The sequence below is a fragment of the Micromonospora lutea genome (assembly GCF_016863535.1).
Taxonomy (GTDB): Bacteria; Actinomycetota; Actinomycetes; order Mycobacteriales; family Micromonosporaceae; genus Micromonospora; species Micromonospora lutea.
Genome location: NZ_BOPB01000030.1, coordinates 111684 through 134901, shown reverse-complemented (window position 1 = coordinate 134901; position 23218 = coordinate 111684). Strand labels below are relative to the sequence as shown.

Below are 23218 nucleotides of genomic sequence, written 5' to 3'. Positions count from 1 at the left end.
GGGGTCCCTCCAGCCGCCACGGTGCCACCCCCGCGCACTCGTGGCATTCCAGATGAATCCGGAAGCTCCAGGTCTTCGGTCGCAGCAGGTCGTCGACCGGTCGTCCGGCGAACCGGAAGAGCATCCGGAACGCCAGTTCCGGCTGCGTGTTCGACCGCTGCGAGTACATGCCGAGGTTGTACAGGTCGTTCGGGTCGAAATACCGTACGCCGTCACGGTCCTCGACCGGCAGGCCGGCGTCGACCAGCCGGTCGACGTCGGCCGCGTCACAGTGCAGCATCTCCCGTGCCACGGACTCCGGCTGAGTCTTGTGGGAAAACTTGTCGGGAACGAATGTGATCGCTTCGGCGACCTTTTCCCACGGCGGGCACGCGGTCACTTGTTGCTGTGGCACGGTCTCTCCCCCAGGCAGCTTCAACCGGGTCTGCGACCCGCGTCAACACAGGTCACGACCGCACAGGAATACGAAACGCCCAGAAACGGGCCATCAGTATGGTTCGCTACATTCCGCCGGGCCCTGCCTGGCCCTGCGGAACACCAACGGACGCTACCACCTGTCAGACGACCCGCAATCCGTTAATTTTGCATATCCCCCTGTGCGCTTCCCATGCCGTTGCACGATTAATACGATTCATCCGCAGCGCGGGAAGTTTCCTTCCTGGCCCTGGCCGAAATAGCACTCCCCGCAGGCTGCGGAAGCTACCTCCAGAGTCGGGTATGAGCAGCTCAGTGCGCTCGCCCGCAGTGTCGGACATCCGATCCACACACTGCCTTCTGTGGGCCATGTCACACGACGGTATAGGCTCATCATGGTCGAATGAAAGGCGGCCGTCGGTCGCGGTACGCCAGCACCAACTCCCCGTACCGAAAGAAGGCCTGATCCACGGCCTCACCGCATATTTGATTTTGCAGGTTGCACGGATGGCCGAGGTCCACGTAAGTGTCGCCTCCACGTCAGATACTCGACTTACGCAGAACTGTGGACACCTCCACGGCAACACTCCAGGCCGCCGCCGGACATGCGTTCCTCACGGTCGTATTCCAGCCGAGCGTCGGTATCGTATGGTGCGCCACAACGGACGCCCCAGCGCGTGATCGAGATGCCGTGTGGCCGGGCGCCGATCGGCGGGCCGCAGTCGCCCAACCAAGCCATTGAAGGGGCCAACATGCCGTTGGATCGGATAATCCGGAGTCTCATCGCCTGGCAGCACGCCGACGGTGCACCGACGCCGCTTCGCGCGATGTCGGTCGAGCAGGCCCGCGAGCGCTATCGGGAGAGCGCCATCCGCCCCCGACGCCGGGCCAACGAGCCGGCGGTGACCGTCGTCGACGAGAAGATCGACAGCTCGGACAGCGTGCCGATCCGGTGCCGGGTGTACACGCCACAGGTCGACATCGATCGGGTGATCACCTACCTGCACGGCGGCGGATGGGTGACCGGCGACCTCGACACCCACGACCTGGCCTGTCGGGTACTCGCGGCGTCGCTGGGCGCGGTCGTCATCTCGGTCGACTACCGCAGGGCGCCGGAGTTCCCGTATCCCACGCCCCTGAACGATGCCATCTCGGCCACGCGGTGGACGAGCCACCTGTTCCCTGAGCACGACCACGTTCTCGCCGGCGACAGTGCGGGCGCCCAACTCGCGCTCGGCGTCGCGCTTGATGCCCGTGCCAACGGCGACCCGCGGATCGACGCGCTGCTGCTGATGTATCCGCCCGTCGACCCCAGCCTGCGAATCGCCGCAGCCGGTGCGCACACCGAGGGGTACCTGCTGTCGGTCGACGACCTGACCTGGTGCTACGAGCAGTACGTACCCGATCCGGGGCACCTGAACGATCCCGCCCTGGACCTGCTGCACGCGGACCTGAGCGGGCTACCCCCGACGGTGGTCGCCACGGCCGAGTTCGACCCGCTGCAACGCGAGGGCGAGCTACTGGTGGAGAAGCTGCGCACCAGTGGTGTATCCGTCCGTCATGTGCCCGGTCCGGGCCTGGTGCACGGCTCCTTTCTGATCCAGGACATCGTGCCCGCAGCGGCAGCCAACGCGCAGCAGGTCATCCAGGAGTTCGACGCCGTGCTCACGTCCGCCCGCCAGCACACCGCATAGCCGTCGTCGGGGCCGCGCCGGGTTCGCCCGGCGCGATCACGACGCAGCGACCGTCAGCGGCTCGCAGTCGGTGTGGACCGGGTCCAGTTCGCCGGCGAGGAACAGCCGGCGCATCGCCGGACGCTTGACCTTCCCGCTCGTGGCCCGCAGGACACCGCCACGGCGCAGCAGGACCGTCCCGCTGGGGCGGACACCGAACTCGCGGTCGAGCGTGCGCGTGATCTCGTCGGTCAGGTGGCGAAGGCGGTCCTCAGCAGGTCGTCCGTTGACCTCGGAGACGACGATCAGTGCGTTCCCCGACGCGGATCCGTCCTGCCGAACCGTGAAGACCGCGCTGATGATGCCCAGACCCGGGACCTGTGCGCGCAGCGTCCGCTCGATCTCCTGGGGATAGAGGTGGCGTCCGTCCACAGCGAGCAGCTCGGCCGTCCGTCCGGTCACGTACAACTCACCCTCGTGCAGGGTGCCGAGATCTCCCGTGCGTACGTAGCCGTCGGCCGGAGACAGCGGGCCGGCCGCGACCTCGTCACGCCAGTAGCCTCGGCATACGCTGGGACCGCGTACCCAGATCTCGCCCACGGTCCCGGGGGGTAGCGCCTCGCCGGTGCTCGGATCGGCGATCAGCACCTCGACGTCGCGCGGCCTGCCACAGCTGACCACGCCCGCGCCCCTGTCGGAAGGGGTGAACCGCTGCTGTTCCAGCCCATGCTCGTCCACCCTGGTCACCACCGCCTCGCGGAACGGGTCCGCGGAGACGAGCAGGGTCGCCTCCGACAGGCCGTACGTGGGGCACACGACATCGTCGCGCAGTCCGGCCGGGGCGAACCGCTTCGCGAACGCCTCCAGCGTCTCGGCGTGCACCCGTTCCGCCGCGTTGACCCCGATCCGCCATCGCGACAGGTCCAGCTCGGCCAGTTGGTCGTCGGTCACCCTGGCCCGGCACATCTCGAAGGCGAAGTCCGGGGCGGCGGACGCGTAGAGGTCGTACTTGTCGATCATCCGTAACCAGTGATGCGGACGCCTGATGAAGGCGGCGGGGTGCATCAGCACACAGCCGCCGCCCACCAGCAGGGCGGGCAACAGGTGACCGACGAGGCCCATGGCGTGATGCAGTGGAACCCAGCCACCGAGCCTGGTCTCGGCGGTCAGGCCGTACACACGGCGCTGGGTCTCCACGTTGTGCAGGAGGTTGCCGTGGCTGACCATCGCTCCCCGGGGTTCGCCGATCGCGCCCGAGGTGTACTGGATGATCGCCAACGTGTCGTGGTGAAGCTCGGTCGGAGACCATGCTTCCGCGTCTGCTGCCGGGTCGCCGTCGGTGGCCGCCAGGGGCAGATCCGTCAGCCCGACCGACTGTGCCCACTCCGTGACGGTGGCCCGGTTGGCCGCGTCGGTCAGTACCGCCGAGACCATGGCGTCCTCAGCGATACGCCGTGCCCGCGACCGCTCATGGGCATACCGGGTCGGCAGTGGTGCTGGCACTGCGACCATCCCGGCGTAGAGACAGCCCACGAGCGCCGCGGCGAACTCGAACCCGGTGGGATACAGCAGCAGCACCCGGTCGCCGGCCTGGTGACGTGCCTGAAGCCGGGCCCCGGTCCGCCTCGCCGCGGCGTCCAACTGGGCGAACGACCAGCACTGATCGCCCTTCGCACCCTCGACGTCGTCGACGACGATCAGCGCGGTGCGATCCGGCGTCGAACGGGCGTGCTCACGAATCGCTGCGACGGCACTCGCGGTGAGCGACAAATCCATCATTGCCCGATTTCCTCTCCCTGTCGTACGCACGACTCACCAGCACCACGATTGACTTCTCGGGGTGCGTCAGGAACTCAGCAAGCAACGAAAACCTTGGTGTGGTTACGACACGTGCCGTCGGTAAGCGAAGAACTGCTGCGATCCGCAGGCTCGCACCGACGAGATGGAGGCATCCACCGAACCGTCGACAACAATGACGTTCACATACTTCTGGTATTAGGAACGCACATGACAGCTTCGCGCCACCTCAACCACTCTTCACCGAGAATAAAGCCACCATTTACCGTACCGAAAGGTTTCGTAAAGAATTGGACGAGGTGCACTGGGCGGCACTACCAACGTACCTCGCGAAACGGTCAGATCCAGTGCGACTCCCGAGCGATCCGCAATGCGTCAATCCGATTGCGCGCGCTGAGCTTCGCGACCACCGACGACAGGTAGTTGCGCACGGTGCCGTCAGACAGACGAAGCCGAGCCGCGATCTCGCCGACCGTGTCCCCCTGGTAGACGTACGTCAGCACGGAGAGCTCGCGCGGGGTGAGTGGGCAGTCCCCGTTACCCAGGGCGGCCACCGTCAACTCCGCGTCGAAGACCCGTTCGCCGAGGTGGACGCGGCGGATGGCATCGAAGAACTGGCGCGGTGGAACGTCGCGCTGCACCAGACCCGCGATTTCGCCGGCAAACGCCCGCCGCACGACCGGCCGGGTGAACGACGTCGCGAGCAGCATGCTGCGACAGCCCGGGACACTCGCCACCTTCTCGGCGAACGCGACGGCGTCGCTCTCCTCGCGCTGAAAGCTGATGATCACGACGTCCGGCCGGTGCAGCTCGGCGAACTCCACCGCATCTAAATAGTTACTCATAGACCCAACGACGCGGAACTCGTCCTCTTGCGCCAACAGTGCAGTGAGCGCAAAACGGGACAGATGCAGAACGTCGGACACCAGTACGTCGATTGCCACGTATACCCTCCAGACGGTTCCCCGACCGCGCCGTTGGGGGCCCGGCGCGCACCCTCGACGTCATAATGTCACACGCGTACGAAAATCTGAAGGTCGATATCCGGACAGCTAGAGTCGTACGATTTCCTACCACTGTGGACATTCGTCAGATCAAGATTGCGACAACCATGACAGTGTCAAATTCGCGATAGCCACCCCGGCACCTGCGTATGGGGCCAGGAAGCCAGCAAGATCGAGATACGTCGACCTGACGCACCCGGGTATAGGCGCAGATCCCGGCCTTGCCGAGGGCGCTCGCCGCGAGCGCTGACGCGACAATAACAATTTCGCAAATGTCAGGTGCGAGACCAGTGATCACCGCGGCCCGTGGCCGCCGCCGGGAGCCGTGGCGCGCAGACCCCGCAACCGACCGCCGTCACGAACCGGCAGCCTCGGAGGCCAGCGCCTCGTCCAGGCCGGCGAGCAGTTGGGCCGGTATCCGCATCCGCCACGCGTCGATGACCAACTCGGCGAGGCGCTCGACGGTGACCGCCTCCAGACGCACCATGACCAGGGGGAGCCCGTCGTAGCCCGGGGTGGTGAAGAACAGTGCCGGCTCACCGAGGAGCAGTGCCTGCTTTTCGGCCTCGTCGCCGACGTACAACACGGCGATGTCGGTGCGGATCATGCGTGGCTTGCCCGGCCGACGCTCGGGATACGACCAGACGAAGCCCTTGCCTCCGACCCGGAAGTCGAAGCCGTCACTGTCGATCTCGACCGAGTGCGGTAACGCCAGGGCCAACCTGCGGACGTCCGAGGCGTCAGCCATCGCCTCTCCCCGAGGTCACCGAATGCGGCATACCGAGAGGTTAGCCATTCACTCGCGGGAACGGCGACCGGTCGTGGCAGACCCGATGACGCGGCCTGCCACGACCGTGTCGCGACTACCGGGAGGGTCGTCAGTTCGCCGGAGGCGGCGTCAGCGCGGCCAGCCGGCGGGAGACGACCAGCAGCACATAGCCGATGATGGCGAGGAGCAGCCCGAGCCCCATGGCCAGGGCGGCCACCCCGAAGGACACCACCGAGGTGAAGAGGGACGCCCGCAGGAACGACCCGGTCATCACGACCTGCCGCGTCGGGTCCTCCCGGTCGAGTTCGGCGTACGTCCGGCCACCGCTGGCCTCCAGCGCGTGCCGCTCGATGACCTCGGCCTCGGCGTACGCGGTGAGAGGGCCGTCGATCTTCTCACCCGCGAACCACTTCGCGTCCTCGGAAACGGTGATCCGTTCGTCGGCAAGCTGCTGCTGCACTGTCAGCCACGTCGCGGCACCGGCCAGCAACATGACCACACCAGCCACGATCACCAGCACCGACAGAACCCGGACAGCACCGCCGGGTGTCGTTGACCTGACCGCGCTGGCCTCGGCTGTCTCAGCCATGGCTTTCCCTTCCTCGTCGCAGGCCGCACCCCTCAGCGATGCGGCCGCCCCCGGGTGGGAGCGATCATCAGTATCGGCGGGACGCGAGGTGCGCACATCCCCTGGACGGCATGTCCGCGAGTTGGCCGAGGGTCGGGCACGGCGAGGCGTCGGTCAGCGCCCACCCGTGACGCCGGCCGGGCGGCGGGGGAGTTGGCGTCCGCCCCCGCCGCCCGGTGTGCCGATGACTCAGGACGTGAACTTGTCCAGCGCCAGCTCGATTGCGCCACTGTCCGGCTGGGCGTACGCCTTCATGGTCTCCTTGTTGTAGGAGATGAAGCTCGGGCAGCGCACCGCCGGAGCGTTCACCCGTCCGCCCTCACCGATCTTCTCGCCGGTCTTGGCGGCGTAGAAGGTCAGCGTGTAGCGCGAAGAGACGTAGTCGACGGTGACCTGCTTGTCGTCGCGGTCCTTGTACTGGCACTTGCGAGGAGTGCCCTCGCTGCCCTGCTCGAAGGTGAGGCAGCCGACGACGGAGACCGACGCCCACTCGGCGGTCTTGGCGTAGTACGGCTTGTTGAAGCCGACCGACTTGCTCAGCCAGGACTGCGGGCGCTCCGGGGAGTTCGCGAAGGTGTAGACCTTGGTGCCCTTCGCGCCGGTGTAGGGCGCGGCGTTGAGGATCGGGCTGCCTTCACAGACGGCGGACATGTCGCTGGAACTGCGAGCGGTCACCGCGTTGTTGTTGTCCGGCTGCTCCTCGGGGAGCGCGGGTGGAGCGCTTGACGGTGCGGTGTTCGGGTTCTCCGGCGCCGTGGTCTCCGGCCCCGCGACCGGCTCCGGGTCGTCGTCGCCGGCCAGCGCGAAGAAGCCCACCACGCCACCGCAGGCGACGAGGACCGCCATCACGACGGCGCCGATCCCCAGACCGAGCCAGAGGCCCTTGTTCGAGGATTTCGGCGGCTGCGCCCCGTAGGGCGGAGGCGGGGGTGGAACTGGCGCGCCGTACGGCGAGGGGTAACCGGTCGGGGTGACCGGGGAGCCAGGCGGAAGTGGCTGACCGACCGGGGAGCCCGGCGGACCGATCGGAGGGCCGGGTGGAGGGCCCCACGGGGCGGCGTTCGGATCCGGCTGCTGCCCACCGTACGGCGGGTGGCTGTCACTCATCTGATGCCCTTGTCAAAGTCGAGAGGTTCGCTGGCAGATGATCAGAGTCAGGGTAGTGAGCAGCGCAAGTCCAGACGTCATCGACTCCCCCGACCGCCGCCTCGGCAGACCCGACGACGAGCGCCGCGTGGGCTGCCGCGGTGTGCCGACGTGGCCCGGCGGGTACCTACCGGACCTCGGAGAGGAGGACGACATGACGACCGACCCGAGGTACACCCCGATCGCGCTGGCCCCGATCGGCAACCTGGTCGACGAGGGTGGCGTGACCGACGCCGGCGAACTGGTCGGCGCGGACGACGCGGCAGCCGATGCCGTGGGAGCCGGTGCCGACCTCGATCTGACCGCAGCACGGCGGGACACCGATCCGACCCCCGTCGGGGCTGCCGACGCCGAGGCCGACCGGCGACGCGCCGCTGGTGACGACTGAGACAGGTCGGCGCGCGGTGGCCTCGGGACAAGGTTCCGAGGCCACCGCGCCACCAGGTTACTTCGACATATCGAAATATTGCGTTATGGTTTCGAACCATCGTAGGCTGCCGTGGGAGCGCTCCCGGACGATCGCCCTTGTCGCCGGAGTGCGTGTACCCGCCACCACGACCAGATTGCGATGGTCCACCCATGAAGCATCCTCCACGCCTGCGGCGCCTGCTGGTCGCGACCGGCGCTGTCGGCGCGTTGACCCTCGGCGCGTTGACGGTCCTGCCCACCACCAACGCGATGGCCGCGACCGGCTGCTCCGTGACCTACACGACGAACAGCTGGTCCGGCGGGTTCACCGCGAGCGTCACCGTCACCAACCTCGGCGACGCGGTCAACGGTTGGACGCTCGGCTTCAGCTTCCCCGACAGCGGGCAACGGCTCACCCAGGGCTGGTCGGCCACCTGGAGCCAGAGCGGCAGCTCCGTCACCGCGCAGAGCATGACCTGGAACGGTTCGCTCGCCACCGGAGCCAGCACCAACATCGGCTTCAACGGCAGCTTCACCGGCGCCAACCCGTCGCCGAGCTCATTCAGCCTCAACGGCACGGTGTGCACCGGCTCGACCACGCCGACCACTCCCCCACCGCCACCCACCACTGCACCGCCCACCACCCCGCCGCCTGGCGGCCAGACCCCGGTGGCCATCAACGGCCAACTGCGCGTCTGCGGAGTGAACCTCTGCAACCAGTACGGCCGGCCGATCCAACTGCGCGGCATGAGCACTCACGGCATCCAGTGGTTCGGCAACTGCTACAACAACGCCTCCCTCGACGCCCTGGCCACCGACTGGCGCGCCGACCTGTTCCGGATCGCGATGTACGTGCAGGAACAGGGGTACGAGACCGACCCTGCCGGGTTCACCAACCGGGTCAACAACCTAGTCGAGGAAGCCACCCGACGCGGCATGTACGCGATGATCGACTTCCACCTGCTGACTCCGGGTGACCCGATGTTCAACCTGGAGCGGGCCAAGACCTTCTTCGCCGCTGTCTCCGCCCGGCACGCCGCGAAGAACAACGTCATCTACGAGATCGCCAACGAGCCCAACGGGGTCAGCTGGTCGACCATCAAGAACTACGCCGATCAGGTCATCCCGGTGATCCGGGCCAACGACCCGGACGCGGTGGTCATCGTGGGTACCCGGGCATGGTCCTCGTTGGGCGTCTCCGAGGGTGCCAACCACACCGAGATCGTCAACAACCCGGTCAACGCCAGCAACGTCATGTACGCCTTCCACTTCTACGCCGCCTCGCACCTGGACAACTACCGTGCCGAGGTGGAGCGGGCCGCAGCCCGGTTGCCGCTGTTCGTCACCGAGTTCGGCACGGTCGACTACACCGGTGACGGGGGCGTCGACCTGGCCAGCAGCACCCAGTGGCTGGACCTGCTGGACCGGCTGAAGATCGGCTATGCGAACTGGACCTTCTCCGACAAGGCGGAGGGCAGCGCCGCGCTGCGGCCGGGCACGTGCAACGGCACCAACTACACCGGCACCTCGATGCTGACCGAATCCGGTGCCTTCATGCGGGAGCGCATCCGTACCCCGGACAACTTCCCGACGAGCTGATCCGAACGCACCACCACCACGCGGCCCCGGCGGTGAACCGCCGGGGCCGCACTGGCGTGTCACTCCTCGGTCAGCGTGGACAGCCGAGCACCGGCCCGATCAGCGAGTCGGCCGGCCCGGCGGAGCCCGCCTGGTACTCCTGCAGTGGCACGGTGCCCGCCTTCCAGGCCGCCAGCACCGGCTCCACGATGCGCCAACACTCCTCGGCGACGTCGGCGCGTACCGACAGCGTCGGATCACCGTCGAAGGCGCCACGCAGCACCTCGCCGTACGCGGGCAGATCGCCGGGACCGAAGTCCGCCGTCAGCTTCACCCGGTCCAACTCGAAGGGGTCCCCGGGACCGTTGATGTTGAGGTCCAGGCCGAGCCGGTCCGGGCCGAAGCCGATCCGGAGCCGGTCCGGCCGTTCGTAACCGGTCAGCCCGTCGGGTACCCGGGTCGGTTGCTTGAAGGTGATGACGGCTTCCTTACGTACGGCGTCCACCGCCTTTCCGGAGCGGAGCCGGAACGGCACTCCCGCCCAGCGCCAGGTGTCCACCGTGACCACCAGTTCCGCGAGGGTCTCGGTGCCTCGCCCGGGGTCGACGCCGGGCTCGTCGGCGTAGTTCGGCAACCGTCGCCCGTCGATCTCCCCGGCGGTGTAACGGGCTCGCCGGCTGGCCTGCGCCGGGTCGTCGCGCCACAGTTTGGTGGCTCGCAGCACCTGCGACTTGCGTCCCCGCAGTTCCTGGGCCTGCAGGGTCGGTGGCGGATCCATGGTGAGCAGGGCCAGCACCTGGAGCAGGTGGGACTGCACCATGTCCACCAACGCGCCGGCGCCGTCGTAGTAGCCCGCCCGCCCCTCCAGGCCCAGGGTCTCGTCGAAGACGATGTCCACGCAGGCCACGTGCGAGGAGTTGAGCACCGGCTCGAAGATCCGGTTGGCGAAGCGCAGGCCGAGCAGGTTCAGCACCGTCGACTTGCCGAGGAAGTGGTCGATCCGGTGGACCTGGTCCTCCGGCACCAGGGTGGCCAGCAGTTCGTTCAGCGAGCGGGCCGAGATCCGATCGACGCCGAAGGGCTTTTCCAGCATCAGCCGGGTCCCCGGTGGCACCCCGACACGGGCCAGCGCGGCGGCCGAACGGGCGGTCACCAGTGGCGGCAGCGCGAAGAAGATCACCAACGGCCCGGTACAGCGGCTCAGCAGCGACCGCAGATCCTCCTCGCGCGTCACGTCGGCTGGCACGTAGCGCGTCTCGCGGATCACCGCCGACTCCGCCGGCCCCGTCGCCCCGGCAGTTTCGAAGGAGTCGGCCACCCGACGCCGCCAGCGCTCGTCGTCCCAGCTGTCCATGCCGCTGCCGATCAGTCGCAACCCGGGCACCGCCCCAGTGGCCATCAACCGGCCCAGGCCGGGCAGCAACAACCGCCCGGTCAGGTCACCGCTGGCACCGAGCACCAGCAGGGTCTGCCGTACGCCGGTGGCGGCGGGTTCTGCGGGGACAGCTGCGGGGGCGTTGGATGCCGACGTAGTCATGTCACCACCATGCCCTGTCCGGGTGACCGGCAGACACCGGACTCCGTGGAACTCGCCACCTGTTCGCGCACGGTGCCCGGGCCCGTTGCTGATCGTCACCCCCTGGAGTCCTGCCGATCCCCCACAGTCCCACCGGTGTCCCTGGACACCGCACTGGTCGTGGTGTCGGGCTGGCGAGCCGATCTTCGTGTGGCAGTCTGGTCTCACCGTCGGTCGGGACGAGGCCGGCGGCGTGCCCGACCCTGCGAGGAGACGATCGATCCGATGGCTACGGACGTCACCAGCACCGACGAGTGGCAGGCCCTGCGCAAGCACGCCGACGAGATCCGCGGGACGCACCTGCGGGATCTGTTCGCCACCGACCACGACCGGGGTCGCCGGTTGACCGTCGAGGTGGCCGACCTCTACGTCGACTACAGCAAGAACCTGGTCACCGACGAGACGTTGCGCCTGCTGGCCGCACTGGCCGAGCGGGTGGGGCTCGCCGATCGGATCGCCGCGATGTTCGCCGGTGCCCACATCAACGGCACCGAGGATCGCGCGGTGCTGCACACCGCGCTGCGGCTGCCGTCCGACGCCGCGCTCACCGTCGACGGCCAGGATGTGGCCGCCGACGTACACGCCGTGCGGAAGCGGATGGCTGAGTTCGCCGAGAAGGTGCGTTCCGGCCAGTGGCGCGGGCACACCGGGGAACGGATCCGCACCGTGGTCAATATCGGCATCGGCGGCTCCGACCTCGGGCCGGTGATGGCGTACGAAGCGTTGAAGGCCTACCGCGACGGCGGTCTGAGCTGCCGTTTCGTGTCGAACATCGATCCCACCGACATCCACGACACCACCGCCGACCTGGATCCGGCCACCACCCTGTTCGTGGTGGTGTCGAAGACCTTCTCCACCCAGGAGACCCTGGCCAACGCCGAGCAGGCCCGGCGCTGGCTGCTGGCCGGTCTCGCCGCCGACGACGACGCGGTGGCCCGCCACTTCGTCGCGGTCAGCACCAACGCCCAGCGGGTGTCGGACTTCGGCATCGACCCGGCGAACATGTTCGGCTTCTGGGACTGGGTGGGCGGCCGGTACTCTCTCCCCTCCGCGGTGGGACTGGCGGTGATGCTGTCCATCGGGCCGGCGCGCTTCGACGAGATGCTGGCCGGTTACCACGCCGTCGACGAGCACTTCCGCACCGCGCCGCTGGCCGACAACGCGCCGGTGCTGCTCGGCCTGCTCAACGTCTGGTACACCAACTTCCTGGGCGCGCAGACCCACGCGGTGCTGCCGTACTCGCAGTACCTGCACCGGTTCCCGGCGTACCTCCAGCAACTGACCATGGAGAGCAACGGCAAGTCGGTACGCACCGACGGCCGCCAGGTGTCGTACGACACCGGGGAGATCTTCTGGGGAGAGCCCGGCACCAACGGCCAGCACGCCTTCTACCAGTTGCTGCACCAGGGCACCCGGCTGGTGCCGGCGGACTTCATCGGGTTCAGCGAGCCCAACCATGACATCGGCGACATGCACGACCTGTTCATGTCGAACTTCTTCGCCCAGACGGCGGCGCTGGCCTTCGGACGGACCGCCGAGCAGGTCGCGGCGGAGGGCACGCCGGCGGAACTCGTGCCCCACAAGGTGATGGCCGGCAACCACCCGACCACGTCGATCGTGGCCGATCGGCTCACCCCGGCGACGCTCGGTCAACTGGTCGCCCTCTACGAACACATCGTGCTCACCGAGGGCGCGATCTGGGACATCAACCCGTTCGACCAGTGGGGCGTGGAGCTGGGCAAGGTGATGGCGAACCAGCTCGCGCCGTTGCTCACCGGCGACCGGGCCGACCTCGACGGCCTCGACTCGTCCACCGGCGCCCTGATCCGTCGTTACCGGGACCAGCGTCAGCGGGACCGAACCTGACCGGACGGGCGCGTGCGCCGTTGGAGGCAGCCTGGAGCAGGCCATCGCCGCATCTCGTGTGCCGAGAACTGTTTGGACGCTTCGCGTGTGCGGGGAGCACAGTCAGGTCATGGAAGACTCCGGCACGGTACGCCACCGCTCCATGGACGAGATCATGGAAGGGTTGCACCGCGTACGGCGTTCCCCACGCGGTGTCGGCACCCTGGCACTGGTCGTACGCCGACCGGATCTCGGCACTCGCGAGGTGCTGTCCCGGGCCGAGCTGGACCCGGTCGCCGGGCTGGTCGGCGACAGCTGGAATCAACGACCCAGCTCGCGAACGCCCGACCGGTCGCCGCACCCTGACATGCAGGTGAACGTCATCAACTCCCGTTTCGTCGAACTGATCGCCGGGCCCGACCACGACGCCTGGGCGCTCGCCGGGGACCAGCTCTACGTCGATCTCGACCTGAGCGTCGACGCCATGCCAGCCGGTACGCGCCTGGCGATCGGTGACCGGGCCGTGATCGAAGTGACCGAGGAGCCACACACCGGCTGCGCCAAGTTCGCTGCCCGGTTCGGCACTGACGCCCACAAGATCGTCTGGACCGATGAGGGGAAGCGGCTACGGTTGCGCGGCCTCAACGCCCGGGTGCTCGTCGGCGCGACGATCGAGCCCGGCGACACCGTACGGCAGCTTCCCGCCGTGCCCGGCCCGGCCGCCGATCGGACTGGAGACGACCCGCCACCGGCCGGTGCCGCACGGTGACCGGTCCGGCGTCACCCGCCGGACTGTCACGTAACTGTCATCCAACCGTGCGGTCGACTCCAAGGTCGTTGCGCAAGGTGGTGGTCCATCGGGGCGGCGCGTCGGGTCGCCGGCGTCAACGACGAAGGAGACCGCTGTGGTGATGCCGTGGCCCTGGCCGATGCCCGACGATCACTCCTTCCGGGCGCTCTGGGACCAACCGCAGCATCACGACGAGGATGTCCGGCTGGCCGCTCTGGTCGCCCAGCGGTTGAGCGCCGACTGGTCGACCCGTAGGCAGCAGATCACGGTGATGGTGCAGAACCGGGTCGTGATCCTCACCGGCCTGGTCGCCAGCAACGAGACCCGCCGTGCGGCCGGGGAGTTGGCCTGGGATGTCGAGGGTGTGACAGACGTCTGCAACGCGCTGCGGCTGGCCGGTCACCGGCGGGACCGCCGTTGAACTTCGGCCCGTCCACGGTGCCAGGCACCGGCTTCGTGGGCGGGCCGGACACGACCGGCAACCGGGATCGGTGTGACCGGATGGCCGCGTCCGAGTCACCGATGGTGGCGGCGCCCGATCGGCCGGGTGGCTGGGTGCCGTGACCTGAGCCGGCCAGCGCGCTGATCCCGCCGAGGCCGTGGAGGGCGCGGGCTATCCGGATGCGTTCGGACCCGCACCCGTGCCGTGGCTCTGCAGGAGGGCGAGCGCGTCGGCGCGGGTGTCCACGATCGGGAAGACCTGGTCCAGCAGGGTCACCCGAAGCACCTGACGGATCAGCGGCGAGGCCGACACCAGGCAGAGCAGCGCGCCGCGTTCAGCGGCGTGACGGTGCGCGCGGACGAGCAGCCCGAGGGCGGTGGAGTCGAGGAGATCCGTCCGGCCAAGGTCCACCAGGACATGCCCACCCATGTCGGCGGCGTGCCCCAGTGCCATGCCCAAGGCGTCGCCGGTGTCGACGTCCACGTCGCCGGCGACGGTCACCACGGTCACGGTCCCGAGATGCTCGATGCCGAGAATGCCGCCGGGAACGCCGGCAGCGGTGGGGGCACGTTCGGTGCAGTGCGCGCAGCGGTGCGGGCCCTCAGCCAACGGCGAACCACTCCAGCCGTGTTCGGAAACCAGCGGCCACACCACCTCCGCGCCGGAGGGCACCCGCGGCGCGGCGACCGTGTCACCGCAGCTGTCACAGGTCAGGGTGACCAGGTGGTCATCCAGGACGATGGCCATGGCGTGCTCCTTCCCAGGTCGGAGGGGTCGAGGTCCCACCCTGCCGGGGTCAGGTGGCGGGCACCACGCAGACCCGTGACGGTTGGGTGACGAATCGGCTTCCTGCTGCCGCCGGGTCGGATGGGCGACGATGCGATCGCGCTGACCGCCCGCTTTGCGACGATAGATCCAGAGAGATCAGTTGATCCCTGTGTGCGGCAGGAGGTCGGAAGGATGCGAAAATCACTACCCGCCGACGAACCGGTCGGCACGCTCGAAGTGGTCCACCGGTTCCGAGGGCCGATGCCCACCGGGGTGACCGTCTCGCACCGTGGCCGGATCTTCGTCAATTTTCCCCGGTGGGGTGATCGGGTGCCCGCGACCGTGGTGGAGTTGCGGCGCGGGCGCGAGGTGCCGTTCCCCGACCTCCGGTGGAACACACCATCCGGTGACGACGACCCCTCCGCGTTCGTGTCGGTACAGAGTGTGGTGGTCGACCCGGCCGACCGGCTCTGGGCGCTCGACACCGGCAGCCCGATGTTCCGGCCGACCTCGCCCGGCGGACCGAAGCTCGTCCGCATCGACCTGAGGACCGACACCGTCGCCCAGGTGATCACCTTCCCGCCCGAGGTGGTGCTGCCCACGTCGTACCTCAACGACGTGCGCTTCGACCTGCGCCGCGGGGAGGCCGGGTTGGCCTACCTCACCGACTCCGCCGATGGCGCCCCCAACGCCATCATCGTGGTCGACCTGGCCAGCGGGACGTCATGGCGGCGACTCAACGACCACCCGTCCACCAAGGCCGCGCCACTGGCGGACTTCCGTCCGGTGGTCGAGGGACGTCCCTTCCTCGTCCGTCCCCCGGACGGGCCCCCACAGCCAGTGGGCGTCGGCGCCGACGGCATCGCGATCTCCGCCGACGGCGCCCGGCTGTACTACTGCGCCCTCGCCACCCGTCGCTGGTACAGCGTCGCCACCGACGCCCTGGCCGACCGGGCCCGCAGCGACGCCGAGGTCGCCGCGACGGTAATCGACGAGGGTGACAAGGGCGGTGGCGCGGACGGACTGGAGTCCGACGACGCCGGTCGGATCTACCTCACCAACTACGAGCACAACGCGGTGCTGCGGCGCCGCCCCGACGGCGAGTACGAGACCGTGGTGCACGACGCGCGCCTGCTCTGGCCCGACACGCTCAGCGTTGCCACCAACCGGCACCTCTACGTCATCGCCAACCAGGTGCACCGGCAGCCGCCGTTCAACCGCGGCCGGGACCTGCGACGCAGGCCGTACGCCCTGTTCCGGACCCGCATCGACGCGGGCCCGGTGTTGCTGCGGCCGTGACCACCGGTGCGCCCCGATCGGGTGGAAGTGGCGCCCGATCGGGGTGGCGCGCCGCGGGCCGCACATAGCGTCGTGGGAGGAATGCCGACGAGGTGAGGAGCGGGTCGTGACCGAGCCGGAGGAAGAGCGCGAGAAGAGCACGAAGACCGACCCGGTGCTGTTCTCCCCGGACGGCGACCCCCACCACAATCCAGCGCAAACGCCGCTGCCCGACGAGCACCAGCCAGTGACGTACACCCACGACGGCGAAACTGACGTGATCGACCGCGAGCAGTAGCAGCCAGGGCGCCTGCGGCGGGCCAGGCAACGACCGGCGGCGTCGACCCGGGCGCTTGGCGACCGCGACGAACCGGCGGATGACGCCTTACGAGGCTCCGGCACGCACCGCGGCGGTCAGCTCGTCGTCGTACGTGGCGAGGGCCCGTCCGTCGGCGGAGTAGGCGATCAGCCGCCCGTGGACCATGGTGGCCGACCGGAACGAGAACGTCCGCACACCCGGATAGGCGGCCAGCAGCGGAATGGTGCGGGGCGGGCCACCCGGAGCGGAGTGGTAGTCCAGCCGCACCACCTGCTCGGAGACGACGCCGTTCACCCGTACCTTGGTCTTCTCGGTGCGGGCGCCGAAGGTGACCGGGGCATCCGTGCCGTAGCCGGAGCACTCCACCGGCCCTCGGCACACGAAGAAGTACCGCGAGTTGACCACGTCCGGGAGGCGGTATGCCTTGAAGGTGGGATCGGCTCCGGCGGGCAACGGCTGCACGGCGAAGAACGCCAGCGCACCGAGGGACGCGACGCCGACCCGCAGCCATCCTCGCCGGAAAGCTCCGGTGCGGTGGGTGCGGGCGGCGGTGAGGGCGACCGCGCCGAAACCCGCCAGACAGAGCACGACGGTGCCGATGGCACGAGCGTTCTCGAAGAGGAACTGCACGCCGGGTCGCATCGAGACCGGAGCCAGCACCACACCCAGCGACAGCACCATGCTGGTCAGGAGCAGGGCACCGGCGACCCGTCGGGTCACCCCGACGGCACCCACCAGCAGCATCGCGGCCAGCACGGTCCACACCTGGTGGTGGGTCCAGGAAACCGGGGACGCGGCCACGGTGGCGCAGCCGACCAGCACTGCGGCGTGCCCTGGACGCCCCAGCCGGAACAGTGCCCGCGCTCGCCGCAACGCCAGCGCGCAGATGACGACCACCAAGGCGGCCCAGACCATCGGCAGGGCTTCCTCGTCCATGCCGAGACGAAGCAGCATCCCGTGCACCGACTGGTTGCCCAGCGACGCCAGGTTGCCGATCCGGGAGGTCTGCGTGACCGTGCCGGCCCAGTAGGTCAGGCTCTCGGCGGGCAGTACGGCCAGGGCGAGCGCCCCGCAGGCCACGAAGGCGGCCACCGCGCGGGCCGCGTCGCGGTACCGGCCGCAGATCAGGAAGTAGAGCACGAACAGCAGCGGGGTCAGTTTGATCGCCGCCGCCACACCGACGAGCACGCCACGCACCCGCGACGGCGGTGCCACCCCGTCGAGCAGGGCCATCAGCACGATGAAGATGCTCACCTGACCGAAACGCAGGTTGCTCTGCACGGGCGCGGTGACCATCAGCACCGCGGCGACCGCTGCGATGCTGACGTACGCCGACGTCGGGTGTGCCCCGGCTCTCCCCCGATCCGGTGCGGCGACGCGGCCTGCGGCGAGCGATCGACCGACGGGTACGGCGATGGCGATCACAGCGGCACAGGTCGCCGCCAGCCAGAGCACCTCGACCACGCCGAGCGGGATGGTCGTGATCGGCCAGAGGACGAGCGCCGCGAACGGTGGGTACGTGAACGGTCCCCCGTTCGGCGCCACGTATCCGTACAGCGGACGTCCGGCGCGTAGGTCGGTCAACGCACCGTGGTAGATGTGCAGGTCGGACAGACCGTCGGGGCGGCGCAGCACCAGAGCGACGGACACCAGTGCCGCCACCGTGAAGCCCACCCACAGCAGCAGCACTCGGCGATCCCCCATGGACAGAGGATAAAAGGGCCCGAAGCGCGACGCGCGCACCTCGGCATCCGGACCGCCGGCGTACTCGGGCAGCCGCCGGAGGCGATCGTCCGCCGCTGGGCGCGAGGCCCTGCACCGCTCGGCGCGGCCCCGCCACCGCTCAGCGCGGCCACACCACCACTCCTTGTCACATCCGCTTCGCCACGAAGACAATCGTCGATGCGTTCTGAGAGCCGGACGAGGTAGGGCACCGGGCAGCCCTCGATCGGAACACCACCATGTCCCCTTCCGTCCGGAGGACCCGTGCCATGAAAAGAGCGATCCGACTGTGGTGCGCTGCCCTGGCCACCATCGTCCTGACCGCGCTCGCCGCGCTGTCGTTACCGACACCGGCGTCGGCGGCGTCACTGACCGAGGTGACGAACTTCGGCACCAACCCGAGCAATTTGCGCATGTACCTGTACGTACCGGACCGGGTCGCGCCACGGCCGGGCCTGCTGGTCGTGGTCCACTACTGCACCGGCAGCGGGCCCGCCATGTACTCGGGCACCCAGTTCGCACGCCTGGCCGACCAGTACGGCTTCATCGTGATCTACCCGTCGGTGACCCGCAGCAGCCAGTGCTTCGACGTCTACTCGCAGCAGGCGTTGCGGCGCGGTGGCGGCAGCGACCCGGTGGGCATCATGTCGATGGTCGACCACGTCCGCAGCCGCTACTCCGTGGACCCGACCCGGATCGCCGCGACGGGCACCTCGTCCGGGGCGATGATGACGAACGTGCTGCTCGGGCTCTACCCGGACGTGTTCCGGGCGGGTGCGGCCTTCGCCGGGGTCCCCTTCGGCTGCTTCGCCACCACCGGCGGCTCCGAGTGGAACAGCGAGTGCGCCAACGGGCAGATCAGCCGCACTCCGCAGCAGTGGGGGGATCTGGTCCGGAACGCCTATCCCGGCTACACCGGCCCACGACCGCGCATGCAAATCTGGCACGGCACCAACGACGAGGTCCTGCGCTACCCGAACTTCGGCGAGCAGGTCAAGCAGTGGACCAACCTGCACGGGCTGAGCCAGACGCCGACCTTCACCGACAGCCCGCAGTCCGGCTACACCCGGACGCGTTACGGTGGTTCGGGCGGTGACGCGCCGGTCGAGGCGATCAGCATGCAGGGCGTCTCACACAACCTCCCCGTCGACGCCGCGCAGGCGATCAGGTTCTTCGGGTTCAACACGTCGTCACCCACCCCGTCCCCGACGCCCACGCCCACGCCCACGCCCAGTCCCACGCCCACCCCCACGCCCACCACGCCGCCGACGCTCCCGCCGGAGACGGGTTGCCGGGTCGGGTACACGGTCAACGCCTGGAACACCGGGCTGACCGCGTCGGTGACCATCACCAACACCGGCGTCACGGCGATCAACGGTTGGAACCTGGCGTTCGGCCTGCCCGGTGGGCAGACCATCACCAACGGCTGGAATGCGACCTACTCCCCGACCTCGGGGGCGGTGACCGCCCGTAACGTCTCCTACAACGCCGCCATCGCGTCCAACGGCTCGGTCACCATCGGGTTCCAGGCCAACCACACCGGCAACACGGCCAGACCGTCCTCGTTCACCCTCAACGGCGCTCCCTGCACGGTCAGCTGACCGCTCGACCCCGGTGTCCGTACGGTCGACCGTACGGACACCGGGCGTCGGCGGGTCGGCCCACCACCCATTGGCTTGGCGGGAACAGGAAGATATATTCCTGTCGATGTCAGGAAAGCGCTTGCTCTGCGTCGTTCACCACTCCGGCACGCGCTCCACCACCGCCCCCGTACCCGGAGGGACCCGCATGCTGCTCAGGACAGGAAGACGAACCCCTCGGCGCTGGCTGGTCGCCGTCACCACGATGGCGCTGCTCGGCGCCGGCGTGGTGGTGGCCGCGCCGAGCGCCCAGGCCGCCACGGTCGACCCCAACACCACCTACGTGTTCGTCAACCGGCACAGTGGTAAGGCGATGGACGTGTGGAACTGGTCCACCGCCGACAACGCCCCGATCAACCAGTACGCCCGCACCGACGCCGCCGTGCAGCAGTGGCGTTTCGTCGACGTGGGCAGCGGCTACTACCAGATCCGCTCCGTGCACAGCGGCAAGGTCCTCGAACTGCCCAACGCCACCGACGGCGTCCAGCTCGTGCAGAACGCCTCGGCCACCGGCAACACCCGCCAGCACTTCCGGCTCGCCGACTCGGCCGGCGGGTACGTCCGGTTCCTCAACCGGCACTCCGGCAAGGCCCTCGACGTCTGGGCCTGGTCCACGGCCGACGGCGGCATGATCTCGCAGTACCAGGACCTCGACGGCGCCAACCAGCAGTGGCAACTGGTCGCGTTGGGCAGCGGTGGCGGCAGCGGCTGCGGCAGCGGCTCGTTCCAGGCCGAGGCGGTGCTGAACGGCGGCACGTGGACCGCCCGCAACGGCGGCAGCACGGTCTACACCGGAACCAGCATGCAGGCTGCCGTGCAGGCGGCGGTGAACAGCCTCAGCTCCGGCCGGACCAGCAAGCAGCGGGTCGTGGTACGCGGCTCCGGCTCCATCAGCGCCGGCTCCCGCATCTCGCTGCCCAGCTACACGACGATCGACGTCTGCGGCACGATCAACGTGACCGGCTCCGGCTCGGGTGACCAGGCGCCGATCTACTCTCGCGGCACCACCCAGGTCGAGGTGCAGAACCTGACCGTCACCGGCACCCCGCTCTACGGCATCTTCATGCGGAACGTGACCAACGTGATCCTCGGAAAGATCGACATGCGGCTCTCCAGCGGACTGGGCGTACGCATCGACAACCGGGGTGACACCAGCCAGTGGACGCGCAACGTCCGCATCGACAACGTCTACGTATCCGGCGCCAGCTCCCACGCGGTGGAGACCTACGGGGTGGACGGGCTGACCATCGGCACCGTGACCGCCCGCAACGTCGGCGAGTCGGGTCTGCTGCTCAACCAGACCATCAACGCCACGGTGACCACGGTGGACGCGGAGAACGCCGGGGCCGGCACCGGCTACGCGGCGTTCCGCATCGCCAACCGGGCCGGACGGATCGGCTCCAGCTATCCGATCAACATCCGCGTGGACACCGTACGGGCACGCGGTGGTGGCCGGGGCATCTTCTGCGTCTCCGAGTCCGGCGGTCTGGCCGTCAACCGGGTCGACATCGCCAACACCGGCAACAACGCGATCCTGCTCGAGAACTGTTACGGCGTGGACATCGCGGCTGGCGGCGGCACGATCAGCGGCGGCGGGGAGGTTCGGCTGGCCGCGCGGACGGAGTTCCCCGGCAACCGGGACATCACCCTGCGCAACTTCACGCTGGTCAACAGCCGGATCCTGGAGAGCCCCTGCGCCGCCAACCTGACCATCAGCAACATCAACCTCAGCAACTCGAGCATCCAACGCTGTTGACCGTCCCGGGGCCGCCCACGTCACGGGCGGCCCCGCCCCTCCGCCGTAGCTCCGCAGCGGCGACCCACGAGCAGCCTGGATCAAGCACCCGGTCACGTGGTAGCCCGGCCTACCCGCTGAGCCAGGCGGTCCCTGACACGCCGAGGCCCGGCGCGGGAATGTCCGCGCCGGGCCCGGTGTGATGCTCTGATCGATCAGCTCCCGGAACAGGCGAAGCTACCGGATGGTGCCGTACCGGTGCCCTGGAAGCCGAACTCGGCGGTGGCGCCAGCGCCGACGCTACCGTTGTAGCTGACGTTGCGGAACGTCACATTGCCACTGGTGCCGCTGGGGTTGGCGTTCCACGTGTTGGTCAACGCGCTACCGCTCGGAAGCCCGATGGTGACCGCCCAGCCGTTCAAACTGCTGGAGCCCGCGGTGACCCGGATCTGGGCGACGAAGCCGCCGTTCCACTGGTCCACCGAGGCCACCGATGCCGTGCATCCGGATCCACCCGGCGGCGGGGTCGTCGTCGGCGGCGGGGCAGTCGTGGGCGGCGGCGGGGCAGTCGTGGGCGGCGGCGCAGTCGTGGGCGGCGGCGCAGTCGTGGGCGGCGGGGTGGTCCCGCCCGCGTTCAGAGCTTCGAGCGTCGCGTTGTACGCCTGCTTCTTGTTGCCGTTGTTGTCGAAGAGCAGCGGCGTGCCGTAGGAGCGCCACGAGTCGCTGTCCCGGATGCCCCACACGGTGATGCCGTTGCATCGCGGCACCGCGAGGCAGTCCTGGACCACCCGACGGTACGTGTCCGCCTGCTGGGTGCCGGAGCCCTCGATGTCCAGCTCGGTGATCTGCACGTCCACGCCGAGCGCGGCGAAGCTGGACAGCGTGGTGCGGTAGTTGCTGTTGTACGCCGACTGCGCGTTGAAGTGCGACTGGAACCCGACGCAGTCGATCGGCACGCCACGCTGCTTGAAGTCCTGCACCATCCGGTAGACAGCCTGGGTCTTGGCCCAGGTCCAGTTGTCGGTGTTGTAGTCGTTGTAGCAGAGCTTGGCACCGGGGTCGGCCGCCCGGGCGGCCCGGAACGCCGCCTCGATCCAGTCGTTGCCGGTGCGCTGCAGGTTCGAGTCACGCCGCGCGCCGCTGTTGCCGTCGTCGAACGCCTCGTTCACCACGTCCCACGAGTCGATCTTGCCGCGGTAGTAGGTCGCGACCTGGGTGACGTGGTTGAGCATGGCGTTACGCAGCGCGGTGCCCGACATGTTCCGCATCCACTCGGGCTGCTGCGAGTGCCAGGCCAGGGTGTGACCCCGGACCTTCCAGCCCCGGGAGAGGGCGTGGTTGACGATCCGATCCGCGTTCGTGTAGGTGAACCGCCCCTGCTGCGGCTCGAGCGCGTCGATCTTCATCTCGTTCTCGGCCGTGACCGAGTTGAACTCGCGGTTGAGGATTCCGACGTAGGTGGAATCGGAGAGCTTGTTCGCCGCTACCGCGGCACCGAAGTAGCGTCCCCTCTCCGCCGCGGAGGCACCGAGGGTGGTTGCCGCGCTGGCGCTGGAGGCCACCACCACGCTGGTGGCGACGAGAGAGAGACCGACCACGGCCGAGATCAGCGCGGAGCGCGATCGCAGTCGGGTCGCCGGACGCCCGCTGGCGCGGGCGAACGCATATTTCATGGCATGAGCCTTT

General features: G+C 68.8%; 20 protein-coding genes. 10 read left to right on the top strand and 10 right to left on the bottom strand.

Annotated elements, in window-relative coordinates; genetic code table 11:
- Nucleotides 1–394, bottom strand: a 394-nt coding sequence (locus Vlu01_RS23975) for a hypothetical protein (protein WP_204003501.1), incomplete at its 3' end; no start/stop codon positions are given.
- Nucleotides 395–1166: 772 nt separating this feature from the next.
- On the opposite strand from Vlu01_RS23975, the gene Vlu01_RS23970 reads away from it, so the two are divergent.
- Nucleotides 1167–2108, top strand: a complete 942-nt coding sequence (locus Vlu01_RS23970; RefSeq protein WP_204003500.1) for an alpha/beta hydrolase — start codon at nucleotides 1167–1169, stop codon at nucleotides 2106–2108.
- Between the two features lie 36 nt (nucleotides 2109–2144).
- Here the strand turns inward: Vlu01_RS23970 and Vlu01_RS23965 are convergent, their stop codons facing one another.
- The 5 genes from Vlu01_RS23965 to Vlu01_RS23945 form a co-directional block, all read right to left on the bottom strand.
- Nucleotides 2145–3866, bottom strand: a complete 1722-nt coding sequence (locus Vlu01_RS23965) for a fatty acyl-AMP ligase (protein ID WP_204003499.1) — start codon at nucleotides 3864–3866, stop codon at nucleotides 2145–2147.
- A 356-nt stretch (nucleotides 3867–4222) separates the two neighbouring features.
- Complete coding sequence (locus tag Vlu01_RS23960) at nucleotides 4223–4828, bottom strand: response regulator transcription factor (protein WP_204003498.1); 606 nt, start codon at nucleotides 4826–4828, stop codon at nucleotides 4223–4225.
- A gap of 415 nt (nucleotides 4829–5243) precedes the next feature.
- Nucleotides 5244–5636, bottom strand: coding sequence for an MmcQ/YjbR family DNA-binding protein (locus tag Vlu01_RS23955; RefSeq protein WP_204003497.1), 393 nt, complete (start codon nucleotides 5634–5636; stop codon nucleotides 5244–5246).
- Nucleotides 5637–5766: 130 nt separating this feature from the next.
- The gene (locus Vlu01_RS23950; RefSeq protein WP_204003496.1) at nucleotides 5767–6246 is read right to left on the bottom strand and encodes an aromatic ring-opening dioxygenase LigA; all 480 of its coding nucleotides are present in this window, start codon (nucleotides 6244–6246) and stop codon (nucleotides 5767–5769) included.
- Nucleotides 6247–6474: 228 nt separating this feature from the next.
- Entirely contained in the window at nucleotides 6475–7392 is a 918-nt protein-coding gene (locus Vlu01_RS23945) for a RodZ family helix-turn-helix domain-containing protein (protein WP_204003495.1), read from the bottom strand.
- Nucleotides 7393–7585: 193 nt separating this feature from the next.
- Here Vlu01_RS23945 and Vlu01_RS23940 point away from each other — a divergent pair, with 193 nt between their 5' ends.
- A complete protein-coding gene (locus Vlu01_RS23940) occupies nucleotides 7586–7819 on the top strand; it encodes a hypothetical protein (RefSeq protein WP_204003494.1) in 234 nt (77 codons plus the stop codon).
- A 191-nt stretch (nucleotides 7820–8010) separates the two neighbouring features.
- The gene (locus Vlu01_RS23935; protein WP_204003492.1) at nucleotides 8011–9438 is read left to right on the top strand and encodes a cellulase family glycosylhydrolase; all 1428 of its coding nucleotides are present in this window, start codon (nucleotides 8011–8013) and stop codon (nucleotides 9436–9438) included.
- Between the two features lie 70 nt (nucleotides 9439–9508).
- On the opposite strand, the gene Vlu01_RS23930 is transcribed toward Vlu01_RS23935, so the two are convergent.
- A complete protein-coding gene (locus Vlu01_RS23930) occupies nucleotides 9509–10954 on the bottom strand; it encodes a glucose-6-phosphate dehydrogenase (RefSeq protein WP_204003491.1) in 1446 nt (481 codons plus the stop codon).
- 264 nt (nucleotides 10955–11218) lie between these two features.
- Here Vlu01_RS23930 and pgi point away from each other — a divergent pair, with 264 nt between their 5' ends.
- From pgi to Vlu01_RS23915, 3 genes are all read left to right on the top strand, one after another.
- Nucleotides 11219–12859, top strand: coding sequence for a glucose-6-phosphate isomerase (gene pgi, locus Vlu01_RS23925; protein WP_204003490.1), 1641 nt, complete (start codon nucleotides 11219–11221; stop codon nucleotides 12857–12859).
- Nucleotides 12860–12968: 109 nt separating this feature from the next.
- Nucleotides 12969–13607 (top strand): MOSC domain-containing protein, encoded by a 639-nt coding sequence (locus Vlu01_RS23920; RefSeq protein ID WP_204003489.1) that lies wholly within the window; start codon nucleotides 12969–12971, stop codon nucleotides 13605–13607.
- Nucleotides 13608–13749: 142 nt separating this feature from the next.
- A complete protein-coding gene (locus Vlu01_RS23915; RefSeq protein ID WP_204003523.1) occupies nucleotides 13750–14049 on the top strand; it encodes a BON domain-containing protein in 300 nt (99 codons plus the stop codon).
- Between the two features lie 192 nt (nucleotides 14050–14241).
- On the opposite strand, the gene Vlu01_RS23910 is transcribed toward Vlu01_RS23915, so the two are convergent.
- Nucleotides 14242–14817 (bottom strand): STAS domain-containing protein, encoded by a 576-nt coding sequence (locus Vlu01_RS23910; protein ID WP_204003488.1) that lies wholly within the window; start codon nucleotides 14815–14817, stop codon nucleotides 14242–14244.
- A 213-nt stretch (nucleotides 14818–15030) separates the two neighbouring features.
- Here Vlu01_RS23910 and Vlu01_RS23905 point away from each other — a divergent pair, with 213 nt between their 5' ends.
- Both Vlu01_RS23905 and Vlu01_RS23900 read left to right on the top strand, forming a co-directional pair.
- Nucleotides 15031–16137 (top strand): L-dopachrome tautomerase-related protein, encoded by a 1107-nt coding sequence (locus tag Vlu01_RS23905; protein WP_204003487.1) that lies wholly within the window; start codon nucleotides 15031–15033, stop codon nucleotides 16135–16137.
- Between the two features lie 106 nt (nucleotides 16138–16243).
- Entirely contained in the window at nucleotides 16244–16414 is a 171-nt protein-coding gene (locus tag Vlu01_RS23900) for a hypothetical protein (RefSeq protein WP_204003486.1), read from the top strand.
- Between the two features lie 87 nt (nucleotides 16415–16501).
- On the opposite strand, the gene Vlu01_RS23895 is transcribed toward Vlu01_RS23900, so the two are convergent.
- The gene (locus tag Vlu01_RS23895) at nucleotides 16502–18139 is read right to left on the bottom strand and encodes a glycosyltransferase 87 family protein (RefSeq protein WP_204003483.1); all 1638 of its coding nucleotides are present in this window, start codon (nucleotides 18137–18139) and stop codon (nucleotides 16502–16504) included.
- A gap of 287 nt (nucleotides 18140–18426) precedes the next feature.
- On the opposite strand from Vlu01_RS23895, the gene Vlu01_RS23890 reads away from it, so the two are divergent.
- Together Vlu01_RS23890 and Vlu01_RS23885 are read left to right on the top strand one after the other, a co-directional pair.
- Nucleotides 18427–19758 carry an extracellular catalytic domain type 1 short-chain-length polyhydroxyalkanoate depolymerase gene (locus tag Vlu01_RS23890; RefSeq protein WP_204003480.1) on the top strand — a complete coding sequence of 444 codons (1332 nt, stop codon included), beginning with the start codon at nucleotides 18427–18429 and terminating at the stop codon, nucleotides 19756–19758.
- Nucleotides 19759–20002: 244 nt separating this feature from the next.
- A complete protein-coding gene (locus Vlu01_RS23885) occupies nucleotides 20003–21553 on the top strand; it encodes an RICIN domain-containing protein (protein WP_239096087.1) in 1551 nt (516 codons plus the stop codon).
- A 194-nt stretch (nucleotides 21554–21747) separates the two neighbouring features.
- On the opposite strand, the gene Vlu01_RS23880 is transcribed toward Vlu01_RS23885, so the two are convergent.
- On the bottom strand, nucleotides 21748–23205 hold the full coding sequence (locus Vlu01_RS23880) for an endo-1,4-beta-xylanase (protein ID WP_204003478.1): 1458 nt from the start codon (nucleotides 23203–23205) through the stop codon (nucleotides 21748–21750).
- Nucleotides 23206–23218: the final 13 nt, after the last annotated feature.

Excerpts from the sequence above, each read along its gene's own strand:
- Vlu01_RS23970 (WP_204003500.1), top strand. The coding sequence starts at position 1,167 with ATGCCGTTGGATCGGATAATCCGGAGTCTCATCGCCTGGCAGCACGCC.
- Vlu01_RS23965 (WP_204003499.1), bottom strand. The coding sequence starts at position 3,866 with ATGATGGATTTGTCGCTCACCGCGAGTGCCGTCGCAGCGATTCGTGAG.
- Vlu01_RS23955 (WP_204003497.1), bottom strand. The coding sequence starts at position 5,636 with ATGGCTGACGCCTCGGACGTCCGCAGGTTGGCCCTGGCGTTACCGCAC.
- Vlu01_RS23950 (WP_204003496.1), bottom strand. The coding sequence starts at position 6,246 with ATGGCTGAGACAGCCGAGGCCAGCGCGGTCAGGTCAACGACACCCGGC.
- Vlu01_RS23945 (WP_204003495.1), bottom strand. The coding sequence starts at position 7,392 with ATGAGTGACAGCCACCCGCCGTACGGTGGGCAGCAGCCGGATCCGAAC.
- Vlu01_RS23940 (WP_204003494.1), top strand. The coding sequence starts at position 7,586 with ATGACGACCGACCCGAGGTACACCCCGATCGCGCTGGCCCCGATCGGC.
- Vlu01_RS23935 (WP_204003492.1), top strand. The coding sequence starts at position 8,011 with ATGAAGCATCCTCCACGCCTGCGGCGCCTGCTGGTCGCGACCGGCGCT.
- Vlu01_RS23930 (WP_204003491.1), bottom strand. The coding sequence starts at position 10,954 with ATGACTACGTCGGCATCCAACGCCCCCGCAGCTGTCCCCGCAGAACCC.
- pgi (WP_204003490.1), top strand. The coding sequence starts at position 11,219 with ATGGCTACGGACGTCACCAGCACCGACGAGTGGCAGGCCCTGCGCAAG.
- Vlu01_RS23920 (WP_204003489.1), top strand. The coding sequence starts at position 12,969 with ATGGAAGACTCCGGCACGGTACGCCACCGCTCCATGGACGAGATCATG.
- Vlu01_RS23915 (WP_204003523.1), top strand. The coding sequence starts at position 13,750 with ATGCCGTGGCCCTGGCCGATGCCCGACGATCACTCCTTCCGGGCGCTC.
- Vlu01_RS23910 (WP_204003488.1), bottom strand. The coding sequence starts at position 14,817 with ATGGCCATCGTCCTGGATGACCACCTGGTCACCCTGACCTGTGACAGC.
- Vlu01_RS23905 (WP_204003487.1), top strand. The coding sequence starts at position 15,031 with ATGCGAAAATCACTACCCGCCGACGAACCGGTCGGCACGCTCGAAGTG.
- Vlu01_RS23895 (WP_204003483.1), bottom strand. The coding sequence starts at position 18,139 with ATGGGGGATCGCCGAGTGCTGCTGCTGTGGGTGGGCTTCACGGTGGCG.
- Vlu01_RS23890 (WP_204003480.1), top strand. The coding sequence starts at position 18,427 with ATGAAAAGAGCGATCCGACTGTGGTGCGCTGCCCTGGCCACCATCGTC.
- Vlu01_RS23885 (WP_239096087.1), top strand. The coding sequence starts at position 20,003 with ATGGCGCTGCTCGGCGCCGGCGTGGTGGTGGCCGCGCCGAGCGCCCAG.
- Vlu01_RS23880 (WP_204003478.1), bottom strand. The coding sequence starts at position 23,205 with ATGAAATATGCGTTCGCCCGCGCCAGCGGGCGTCCGGCGACCCGACTG.